The organism is Pseudoalteromonas sp., from assembly GCF_041629635.1.
GTDB lineage: Bacteria > Pseudomonadota > Gammaproteobacteria > Enterobacterales > Alteromonadaceae > Pseudoalteromonas.
The window spans coordinates 1-10,263 of the sequence record NZ_JBFKMX010000127.1 but is presented as its reverse complement, the minus strand read 5'-3'; the positions used below and the strand labels follow the sequence as shown (position 1 = coordinate 10,263).

The 10,263-nt window shown below is 40.1% G+C and carries 10 protein-coding genes and 1 pseudogene; 7 read left to right on the top strand and 4 right to left on the bottom strand.

Translation table 11 applies throughout. From position 1 onward, the window contains the following. The 3 genes and pseudogenes from ABYD77_RS15145 to ABYD77_RS15135 all read left to right on the top strand — a co-directional run. Positions 1–362, top strand: a 362-nt coding sequence (locus ABYD77_RS15145; RefSeq protein WP_372770959.1) for a helix-turn-helix domain-containing protein, incomplete at its 5' end; no start/stop codon positions are given. Between the two features lie 128 nt (positions 363–490). Beyond that, positions 491–1,180 carry a hypothetical protein gene (locus ABYD77_RS15140; RefSeq protein ID WP_372770958.1) on the top strand — a complete coding sequence of 230 codons (690 nt, stop codon included), beginning with the start codon at positions 491–493 and terminating at the stop codon, positions 1,178–1,180. 323 nt (positions 1,181–1,503) lie between these two features. Continuing rightward, positions 1,504–1,839 (top strand): annotated as a pseudogene (locus ABYD77_RS15135) (ATP-binding protein); the annotation flags it as partial. A 64-nt stretch (positions 1,840–1,903) separates the two neighbouring features. On the opposite strand, the gene ABYD77_RS15130 reads toward ABYD77_RS15135, so the two are convergent. From ABYD77_RS15130 to ABYD77_RS15120, 3 genes are all read right to left on the bottom strand, one after another. After that, positions 1,904–2,077 (bottom strand): hypothetical protein, encoded by a 174-nt coding sequence (locus ABYD77_RS15130; protein WP_372770957.1) that lies wholly within the window; start codon positions 2,075–2,077, stop codon positions 1,904–1,906. Then, positions 2,047–2,856, bottom strand: a complete 810-nt coding sequence (locus ABYD77_RS15125; RefSeq protein WP_372770956.1) for a PepSY-associated TM helix domain-containing protein — start codon at positions 2,854–2,856, stop codon at positions 2,047–2,049. The genes ABYD77_RS15130 and ABYD77_RS15125 overlap by 31 nt, the downstream gene beginning before the upstream one ends. Positions 2,857–2,952: 96 nt before the next feature. After that, positions 2,953–5,028 carry a TonB-dependent receptor gene (locus ABYD77_RS15120; protein WP_372770955.1) on the bottom strand — a complete coding sequence of 692 codons (2,076 nt, stop codon included), beginning with the start codon at positions 5,026–5,028 and terminating at the stop codon, positions 2,953–2,955. A 488-nt stretch (positions 5,029–5,516) separates the two neighbouring features. On the opposite strand from ABYD77_RS15120, the gene ABYD77_RS15115 reads away from it, so the two are divergent. Continuing rightward, positions 5,517–5,795 carry a superinfection immunity protein gene (locus ABYD77_RS15115; RefSeq protein WP_372770954.1) on the top strand — a complete coding sequence of 93 codons (279 nt, stop codon included), beginning with the start codon at positions 5,517–5,519 and terminating at the stop codon, positions 5,793–5,795. A gap of 319 nt (positions 5,796–6,114) precedes the next feature. After that, entirely contained in the window at positions 6,115–7,410 is a 1,296-nt protein-coding gene (locus ABYD77_RS15110) for a Glu/Leu/Phe/Val dehydrogenase (RefSeq protein ID WP_372770953.1), read from the top strand. Positions 7,411–7,476: 66 nt separating this feature from the next. Here ABYD77_RS15110 and ABYD77_RS15105 read toward each other — a convergent pair whose 3' ends face one another. Further along, entirely contained in the window at positions 7,477–9,309 is a 1,833-nt protein-coding gene (locus ABYD77_RS15105) for a DUF885 family protein (RefSeq protein ID WP_372770952.1), read from the bottom strand. 167 nt (positions 9,310–9,476) lie between these two features. Between ABYD77_RS15105 and ABYD77_RS15100 the strand changes: the two genes are divergently transcribed. Then, positions 9,477–9,722, top strand: a complete 246-nt coding sequence (locus tag ABYD77_RS15100; RefSeq protein ID WP_372770951.1) for a hypothetical protein — start codon at positions 9,477–9,479, stop codon at positions 9,720–9,722. Positions 9,723–9,958: 236 nt separating this feature from the next. Then, positions 9,959–10,263 (top strand): hypothetical protein (locus ABYD77_RS15095; RefSeq protein WP_372770950.1); only part of this gene is annotated, 305 nt, incomplete at its 3' end.

Sequence of the window (10,263 nt, the reverse complement as noted above, 5' to 3'; positions counted from 1 at the left end):
TTGAACTTGCCAAAGAAACTAACTTTGTGATGCCGCTAAGTGAAGATGTACGCTTAATGCCAATTATTAGTGAGCTTTTAGCCAATCCTGGAAACAAACTGACCATTGAAGAATGGGGTGAAAAGGTAGGTGCATCAAGCCGTACCCTGAGTCGTTTGTTCAATAAGCAAATGAATATGGGCTTTTCACAGTGGAAACAAAAGCTCAAGGCATTTAAAGCGGTTGAGTTACTGGAAGCAGGATATCGTCAGCAAGATATTGCACATGAACTTGGGTTTGAATCGGTGTCCGCATTCAATACTGCGTTTAAACATTATTTTGGTGTGGCACCCAACGCGTATGTTAAAACGCAACATAAGTAATTTCATTGACTACCTGCAAATGGTTTAGATAGCTGGGCAAGACTAAACGCTAGAGAAAAGGCTTGAATAATAAGATTACGTGTGTAATCTTAATTCCAGGAATTACATATGTAATTAAAAGGATATATATGAAACACCTTGTACTTTTATCTTTGTTTTTATTAACTGCTTGCGCAAATACACAACTGCATTTAGTGACAAAAGGGTATTCGAAAAGTGAAGTCGCTGCGCTTAAAACAAGCTTAAGTGAACAGTTGGAAGGTGAAAAAATAGATGTCGTGTTAAGTGAAATTGCAATTCCCAAGAATTTCCCCAATGCGACTCTGGCCTTAAACCCTAACTTTAATCAACCAGAGATAATCGCTCGCCTTGATAATTGGCTTGTTGTTAACGGCCATAAAACATCACAAGAATTCCGCTTTAGCGAAGGCAATCATTATTATTCAAAATCCCATTTAGGATTGTACTTACGTAAACCAGGTACCGAGAGACAAGTTGACCTGCCACCTTATTTACGCACGCAATATTGCGATGTTGCCGACGGTACACTGGCACTTAATAAAAATGGCCAAGCGATTTTAGAATACGAACTCACAGGTAATGGCAGCGATAAAATAGATGTCCTGAATGGTCAGTGGTTATTTGTGAGTAATCAACTATCTGTAGATTTTAAATATTTAAACCAAACATTTACGTTAGTAAAAGAAGAAAAACAAACGCATTTAGGCCCGCGCCCAGCTGATGTGTTTAGGCCTACAAAACAACTTGCGAAAAAGCATATTTTAAACTGTGAATTCTTGATTATTTATATGAATTAGAAACTTATTCTAATTACTTAGAGCTTACTTTATTGCTCATTTCTGACTCTAACCAAGTTTTGAACACAGCAAGGCGTTTATTGGTTTTCAATGCTGTTGGATAAACAAAATAGCGTTTAACAGTGTTTGGATGGGCAATATTAATAGGTACGCACAATTAGTTTTGCGCAATGAACTCTTCAAATAAATACTATGCGGCTAAGGTACACTCCCAAGTTACACCAACCTAAATTGAAAAGTTAGCGTGGCTAACGTTGCTTGAGAGTGTTTAGCAAGAGTGGTCATTTGAGCTTTAAGGCCGCTTACCTGAAATTCCCTGTTATGCTGATAAAATACAACTGTCGCAGTTACTGATTAATTTACTTAAAAATGCACATGAATCTGGCTCTCAGTTATCCGATATCACGATACAAATTGAAGCGAAACAGTCAGGTACGCAAGCAGGAACATTAATCAGTGTTAGTGATGCAGGGCACGGAATGAGCGAAACCGTGATGGCAAACGCCTTAGTGCCATTTTATTCCACCAAAGCAAACGGCAGTGGCTTAGGGTTTGCGTTATGCCGAGAAATTGCCGAAGCGCATCACGGGCAACTGAGTTTACACAATCGTGGTGATGGTCAATCGGGCTTAGTGGACAGAGTGTTTATTCCAAGCTAATAAGGGTTTTACAAGAATTAAGGCTAACTTATGGCTAAGCAGGGTTAGCCTTTTTGTTAATCTACTAAAGCTTTATCACCACACGGCCTGTAACTTGGCCGTTGGTAATGTCTTCGGCATACTTAACTGCGTCATCTAATGAAATTTCGGTGCATGCTTGTTCAAAGAAGCTATTTGGTAATAACTCAACCAGTTTTTGCCAAGCACTTATGCGCTTTTCGGTTGGGCACGTTGCCAATCTGGTGTGTGGCCTATGGCGTTTTTAAATAACACATCAAGCGATTGAGCTGTGCCTTGGTTTAATGGTGTTGCTGAAAGCTTTTCTACTTTTGCTTCATTTGAAACCACTTCTTTTAAGGTATTACCCGGCCATTTAAATGAGAAAAAGAACGCCGTTGCAATCACTACCGCCAGCACTGGCGCAAGGTAAATGCCGTACACATTATGCCATTGGTAGTCGCGGGCATTAATGTTTGGGTAAGACTTACCAAACGTAAGCTTTTGTTTAAAGGCGCGTTTGTTAAAGCGTTTTGGCAACCATAAATAAAGCCCCGAAAGTACCAACACAAAGAAAATCACATTGGCGATGCCGTTAACCCAACGACCTGTTTCACTGAAGCTGCCATCAAGTGTGAGCCAGCGGTGAAAGGCTCGTAACTTGCGCATAAACGTTTTGGTGGCAAGCCCAGGTTCGTCAATTTTTTCACCTGTATAAGGGTTTAAGTAGGCTAGGGTTTTTCGGCCTTCTTTTACTTGTACAAAGGCGTTTTCTTCATTTCTCAGGGAAATTGTCAGCGGTTTTTCATGGGCAAAGGTATTCGCAATCTCGCTTAGTGCTGTTAACGACAGTGTATTTGTGTGGTGATTTGCTTGTGGGTAGTCGCTTTTCTCAGCGAAGTGGATAATTTGACGTTCATAGGTTAATAGCGCACCCGTTGCCGACATTAAAAAAATAAACAGGGCGGCAATACAGCCAAAGATCAGGTGTAACCAAAAAAACGCTTTTCTTATACTCATAGTTTATTGCTCATTGTAACGATAAAAGCGAGCCAACCTTGAGGTTGCTCGCTTTATTTAATGCATTAATTGACGGTTAATGCGTTTTATTTAGTATTAAAGTGACACGCGTACTTCAAAACGGGCAGTACGTGCATCACCAATGGTGACATTATTTACACCGCCGCCAGGAAGATAATCTTCATCCAATGCATTTTCTATATTGAAGCGGAAGTCGGTGTCTTGCCCGCCGATTTGTGTGCTGAAAGTTGCACCTAGATCAAGGCGGTAATAAGCATCTTTAGTAATTGTATTATCAGCATCCGCGAAGCGTTCACCTTGGTAAATTAAACCCGCATTAAGCGCTAATTTTTCGGTCATTTCGTAACGCGACCAAAGTGATGCTGACCATTTAGGTGCATCCACAGGTGTTTTACCTTCGTAAGTACTGTCACGCTCGTATTGTGCATCTAGGTACATAGTTGATGCCATTAGGAACAGTGTGTCAGTTACTGCACCTTGTGCTGATGCTTCAAAGCCTTTATGGCGCTGAAGTCCAGCTTGGGTTGTGATGGTGTCAAAATTAGGGTCGTCAATCAGTGTTTCACGCACTAATACACCGTTTTTTTCAATATCAAACACAGCTGTATCAATCATTAAGCGTTCAGTCAATTGCCATTTTAAACCAAGCTCTAATTGCTCAGATGTCACCGCATCTAGTTTCATGCCGTGGTTTTTATCGGTTTCATCATTTAATGTTTCGCTGCGCTGTGGCTCAAACCCTTCGGCATAGCTTAGGTAAACTGTTGCATCTGAAATAGGGTGGAAAAGCACACCAAATTTTGGCACAAATGATTCACTGTCAGCACCTTCTTTGTTTTGTTTATCAAAACGGCCACCCAGCGACACTTGCCAAGTATCGTTAAAGGTAATTAAGTCTTGTACATAAATGCCATAAAAGTCGTACTCGCTGGTGTAAAGCGTATCATCCGTTTTATACGAAATATCTGGACGCGTTGGTTCTTGGTTACCGGGTGTATAATCAACACTTGCAGCTTTTACACGTAGTTGACCATAGTAGTAATCTAAGCTGTTAGCACCCACAAGCAGGTTATGGCGGATGCTACCAGTATTAAATTCACCTTTCACGTCGAAATACATGGTTTTAAATTGCCAGTCATCATAGCGGTCGTATGGACGCGACTCATAGCTATCACCAACAACGTAATCAGAGGGTTTGCGTGGTGCAGACTCAAAACGTTGACGCTCAAATGTTTGCTCGTTGTAACCAAACGTCATTTGCCAGTCATTGTTTAGGTGATAATCGATTTTTGTACCTAGGTTGTTAACGCGAATATCGGTAAATGCCCATGAAAAGTCATAGATGTAATCTTTATCGCCAATCACTTCGCCGTTACTGTTTAACCAAGCACCGGTATCAAGGCCTGCTTTGTCGTCTGTTTGGTCGTAATACACATTGATAATTAGGTCGTCAGTAATTGCGTAGTCAACCGCAAGGTAACCTAAAAAGCGATCGCGCTCTCGGTTTTCGCCATTGGCGTATTCACGGTCATAAACCACATCTTGTTTTACTAACACACCACGGTAATTTAGGTTTTCAATTAAGTTACCGCCAGCATCTAACATAAAACGTGTTGAGCCATTTTGATCTGCGTCTGCGCTAATATCTAACAGCGACGACGAGGTTGGTTTTTTAGTCACCATGTTAACTAATCCACCCGGTGCCGACTGACCGTAAAGCACACTTGAAGGGCCTTTAATGACCTCTACACGTGATAGCGTTTCAATTGGCTGCTGGTAGTGTGACCAGTGTTGATGACCATCACGTAAATAACCATTTGATGAGCTAAGGGCAAAACCGCGTGAATTAAATACTTCACGGTTACGTTGTTTTGAGCCAGGTGAAAGGCTGGCATCATTAATTAATACTTCACCTAATGTAGTTGCAAGTTGCTCGTCAATAATGGTTTCTGGAATAACAGTAACAGACTGCGCTGTTTCAAGTAGTGATGTGTTACCACGCATTGCGCCAGAGGCATCATCTACTTTGTAATCGTTAAAGTAAGTGCCTTTTACTTCAATAACTTCTAATTTTTTTTCATCTGCTACAGCGGCTGCTGAAAGTGATAAAAGTGACAGTGTAATTGCTTTGGTAATGTGATTTAACTTCATACTAAACCTAAATATCCCTGAAAAAGTGCGGGCATTTTACAGAAAGGTAGTCAAAATTGAAATGGCAAATGATAATAATTATCATTAAGTTTAAATGGTAATTAATTAGGAAATATACCGTTGTTTTGTTTTTAGTGAGTTAACTTTAAAAGATGTTTCGTGAAGTATTTTTGTAAAAGAATTAATTATCAATTGCTTAATTATGGGTGGTAGGTTAAATCCAAGTGCTTTTAGCTTATGTGTAACTGTATATTTAAAGCGTTATGAGCATTATAGCTTTGTTAAAAAGATTGCCTCTTTGCTCCGTGTAACCTGTTTTACCTTTGCGTTAAATAGTAACTAAAAGCCCTTTAAAAAGGGTAGTAACCCATTACTACATTCAGTTTTTACCGTAAATCACCTGGTTTAACCGCTTAACATTTAGCGCTCTTTCATACCGTGTGTTCGATTAGTCTAGCCCTATTGCTTACTTACTCGGATTTTAACTTATGGAAACACTTACTTTTTTTGAAGAATTTTTTGCCAATGCAAACCCTGTATTTATTTTAGGCGTAGCCTTAGTGACGTTAGTGCTTTGGTTTTTACCTGCATTACTCGCCTTTTTCCTAAACCGTAAACATGCAAAAGTGATTACTGTTGCATGTGTACCAGCGGGTTTCTCACTGATTGCTTGGTCAGGTTTATTTCTTTGGGCGGTGACTGGCAAAAGTGTGGAAAGGGTCGTGACTAAATCACGAAAAGAGCAAGTAACACCTGAAAGTAACTAATTTTCGCCATTTTTAAAAATGCCCTTTTAGTTTTGCATTGTTATTAAAAGGGCAAAGCGCTGTTCAATATATATGATATAAACCCTATTAATAGGCATGTCTTTTCTAGCTTTCGCTATCAAGGCTTGAACTTTGACTTAGCGATTCCCACTGGCGCACGCGTTTGGGTGAGAATGCTTGAACCTGAATTCCATCACTTAATAACAAATTCAATATATTTAAACCAAATCCTATAGAAGTGAGTATTGGTTATGGTTAGTAAGAATTTGAATTTCTATAAAAATTACCTTTAATTATAAGAAAATACTAAGGAGTCGGTATGAGTAATTCGGTACTGGCAAGCGCAATAGAGCGTTTAAAACGTATTGGTGAACAGGCCAATACATCAAGCCAAGTGATTGAAGCATTAAGTCACCCTCATGCAACCCTTGCGTGTAATTTACCTGTCCGATTAGATAATGGCAGGTTGGCCTATTTTAAAGGTTATCGCTGTCGTTATAACGATATCTTGGGCCCATGCAAAGGGGGTATTCGTTTTCATCAAGCGGTTAACCAAGATGAGGTTGAGGCATTGGCATTTTGGATGACATTAAAGTGCGCTGTGGTGGGTTTACCGCTTGGCGGTGGTAAAGGGGGGGTAACTGTTAATCCAAAAACGCTTTCACCAATGGAATTAGAGCGTTTATCGCGAGCCTATGTGCGTGCAATGGCTGATTTTATTGGTCCAGATACCGATATTCCAGCACCTGATGTATATACCAATGCCCGCATTATGGGCTGGATGATGGATGAATATGAAAAAATCACGCGCAGCAAAGCGCCTGCGGTGATCACCGGTAAGCCTATCTCTTTGGGTGGAAGTCTTGGGCGTGAAAGCGCAACTGGCCGCGGCGCCTTTATTTGTATGCAAATGCTGGTAAAAAAACTCGGGTTAAAACCAAACGAACTTACAGTTGCGATTCAAGGTTTTGGTAATGGCGGTTATCACTGCGCAAAATTACTTCAGCAAGCGGGATTTAATATTGTTGCAATTAGTGATTCGCAAGGCGGCATTTACCGCGCCGAAGGGCTTGATGTTGATAGTATTTACCAAGAAAAACAAAGCAGCAAAAAATTAACGGCAGTTTATTGTAATCAGTCTGTTTGTGAGACGCTTGATTTTAAACATATTAGCAATGAAGAGTTGATCACACTGGATGTGGATATTTTGATCCCAGCGGCACTGGATGGGGTGATAACACAAAATAATGCAAACGAGGTAAAGGCAAAATACATTGTTGAAATAGCCAATGGTCCAGTTGAGAGTGATGCCGATAGTTTACTTCAAGCAAATAATGTCACCATTGTGCCCGATATTCTAGCCAACTCGGGTGGTGTTATTGTGAGTTATTTTGAATGGCTACAAAACCGACAAGGCGAACAATGGTCGCTTGATAAAGTAGAAGAAAATCTGCATCAAAAGCTAGAAAAAGCCTTTGAAAATGCATGGCAAATCTATACTGAAAAGGGCATTTCATTAAGAGACAGTGTGTACAATGTGGCTCTGGTGGCATTGACCGAAGCGATAGAAGCCCATGGCACAACCGATTATTTTAATGCGCAATCGAATCGTTAAAGAAAGTACATTTGTATAAAAAGAGCAGCTTAAGCAGCTCTTTTTGTGTGACGTTTTTTTCGTAACTTATTGTTTGCTTTTAACATAGTCATCAACAATTCGCGCCAAAATATCTAGAGGTACGGCGCCGTTTTTAAGCACCACATCATGAAATTCAGCTAAATCGAACTTATCACCTAGCGTTTGTTTGGCGTTTTCACGAATTTCTAAGATTTTCATCATACCGACTTTATATGCGGTTGCCTGGCCTGGCATGACAATATAACGCTCAATTTCAGAGGTAACATCTGACTCTGCCATGCCGGTATTTTTAAGCATATAGTCAATGGCTTCTTCGCGTGTCCAACGTTTATGGTGAATACCCGTATCCACAACTAAGCGTACTGCTCTGAAAAGTTCTGCTTGTAGTCGGCCAATATTATCGTAAGGATCGTTTTGAAAGCCTAATTCCCACGCAACTTGTTCCGCATAAAGTGCCCAGCCTTCAGTGTAGGCGGTAAATGGCGACATGCGTCTAAAAAGCGGCAATCCTTCAGCTTCCATACCTATGGCAATTTGAAAATGGTGGCCAGGAATACCTTCGTGGTAAGCTAGGGTGCGCATTGAGTACTTAGGGGTGGCTTTAATATCGTATAAGTTAGCGAAAAATAGTCCCGGGCGTGAACCATCAATGGCGGGTTGTTGATAATAGGCACCTGGTGCGGTTTTTTCTTTAAATTCAGGAATGCGGCGTACTTTCATACCTGCTTTTGGACGAATATTAAAGGCACCGTCAAGCCCTTGGTCAATTTCATCTAGAATGGTCTGATAGTCAGCTAAAATTTGATCGCGACCATCCTTAGTATCAGGGTAATAAAAACGTTCATCGGCTTTTAAAGCTTCAATAGCCGTGCTAAAGCCAAGGCTAGTATCAAATCCTTCGCGGCTTAAAATTGCGAGAATTTCGCCCTGAATTCGTGACACTTCATTTAACCCTGTTTGATGAATAAAATCGGCAGTGTAGTTGGTAGTGGTGAAAAATTTAAGTGAACTGGCATAGGCATTATCACCGTTTGGTAGCTTCCAAAAGCCATCATCAGTTGTGGCTTTAACGCGAAGTGCGCTAAAGTAGTCGATAAACAGCTGATAAGCAGGATGTACAGATTCTTTCATTGTCATTTCAACATCAGCTAGAATCTTTGCTTGAGTTTGCTCATCAAAAACCGCATTTCCACTGTTGGCTTTGTTCATTTTTTCTTGTAAAGAAGTATAAAGAATATTTTCATTAATTGGTGTCTCAACAAAGGTGGTCATTTCGTCAAGTACGCGATCAATTACAAAACGCGGAGGAATAATGTTTTTTTCTTCGCGTAATTTTAGCCCCTCTAAGCTTTGGCTAAACTTACGTTTAACTTGGTTTAAACGGCTAATGTAGTTATTTGCATCTTCAACCGAATTAACTTGGTGCTGAGCATCCATAAAACTTGGGAAGCCGTTTTGAATGCCAAACAATTGGTTTACTGGATAGCTGTGGTAGCGAAACTCGGTGGCATCAATAGCAAAATCAAGTAAGTAGAGTGCAATTTCTTTCGACATTTGGTCAGATTTGTCGAGTTCGCTGTCGTCATATTGCAGAACGCCTTGTCTTATTTCGGGTAACAGAGCGAACATTTCATCATCTTTGGCAAGGCTGGCATCATCGAGCTCTGCATTGTGGCTGTTAAAGCCTAAGCTCTCTAAAAAACCAAGCGATGTAAGGGTTTCAGGGCTATCAAAGGCCATTTTTACCATGGTACGGTCGACGTACGATTTAAATCGCAGCGGCTTTTTGGCGTACCATTCATGGGCAACAAATGCCCCTGCTAAAAATGCCAGTAATAAAATACTCAGCACTAGCCACTTTACTATTTTTTTAATCATTGGGCTTCCATTTTAATTGTTGTTTGCATCAAAAACTATGGTACCGAAATAAAGCTATTTAACAATACCGAGCAAATGAGCAAGCACAGTTCATAAGATATATACATGAAAATACTTTCGCCAGCGGCTATGTCGATTTTATTAAACATGGTGAGCTACTAATAGCCTTGTTATCTGGTGAATCAGCTCACCAAACCAGCGCTTGCCATAGTCGTGAACACATTCATCAGGGTCATGAGCATTATTACGACTGTATTAGTCAGCAGCAAAAACAATTAAGTTCTGGTGTGATTGAAGAAGTTAACCACGGGCAAGACTTTTGCTGTATTGGCTGGCGTTTTAGTAAAGATAAAGTTTTCGATAAGCACAAACTAGCTCAGCTTTTTCAACATTTATCGTTAGAGCGATTATAAGCGGTAATGATCACCAACCAAGGCTACTAAAGCCTTAACATTAGCTGCGATGGCATCACTGAATGTAAGATAGCTAACCTTGATAAAAGTCGTATCGAAATAATTTGCTATCAACTAGATGCAAATTGGCAAAAGCCCTTCTAGGAACACAGGCTAAATAATCACTATATCTCTTTTACAACTACTTCAGGTAATGTCAAAATCACTACCAGTTAAAATAAAAAAAGTATCGTTTTTTGCTAACCTTAAACGTAGTAAATTTAGTTCAAGCAGGAATAGTATGTACTGGCGCTTTAGGCGCTTTCGTACTTTGGCAAAATAAACCGAAAGAATTTAGAGGAATTGCCATATTCCTCCTTTTATCCGCGTTTGCGTCATTGATTAATATTCTAGAAGAGTCAGGGTTAACTCGAGATATTTACCTGATCAGCCCAATTTTTATTTTACTCTTTGGTCCAGCGAGTTACTTAGCTACTAAGTTATTATTGAATAAAGCACTAAACAGGTATTATTGGCTACACTTGCTACCTGTAATACCCTT

What these genes read in the sequence shown, in the direction of transcription:
- ABYD77_RS15140 (WP_372770958.1), top strand. Translation starts at nt 491, where the DNA reads ATGAAACACCTTGTACTTTTATCTTTGTTTTTATTAACTGCTTGCGCA.
- ABYD77_RS15115 (WP_372770954.1), top strand. Translation starts at nt 5,517, where the DNA reads ATGGAAACACTTACTTTTTTTGAAGAATTTTTTGCCAATGCAAACCCT.
- ABYD77_RS15105 (WP_372770952.1), bottom strand. Translation starts at nt 9,309, where the DNA reads ATGATTAAAAAAATAGTAAAGTGGCTAGTGCTGAGTATTTTATTACTG.
- ABYD77_RS15120 (WP_372770955.1), bottom strand. Translation starts at nt 5,028, where the DNA reads ATGAAGTTAAATCACATTACCAAAGCAATTACACTGTCACTTTTATCA.
- ABYD77_RS15110 (WP_372770953.1), top strand. Translation starts at nt 6,115, where the DNA reads ATGAGTAATTCGGTACTGGCAAGCGCAATAGAGCGTTTAAAACGTATT.
- ABYD77_RS15125 (WP_372770956.1), bottom strand. Translation starts at nt 2,856, where the DNA reads ATGAGTATAAGAAAAGCGTTTTTTTGGTTACACCTGATCTTTGGCTGT.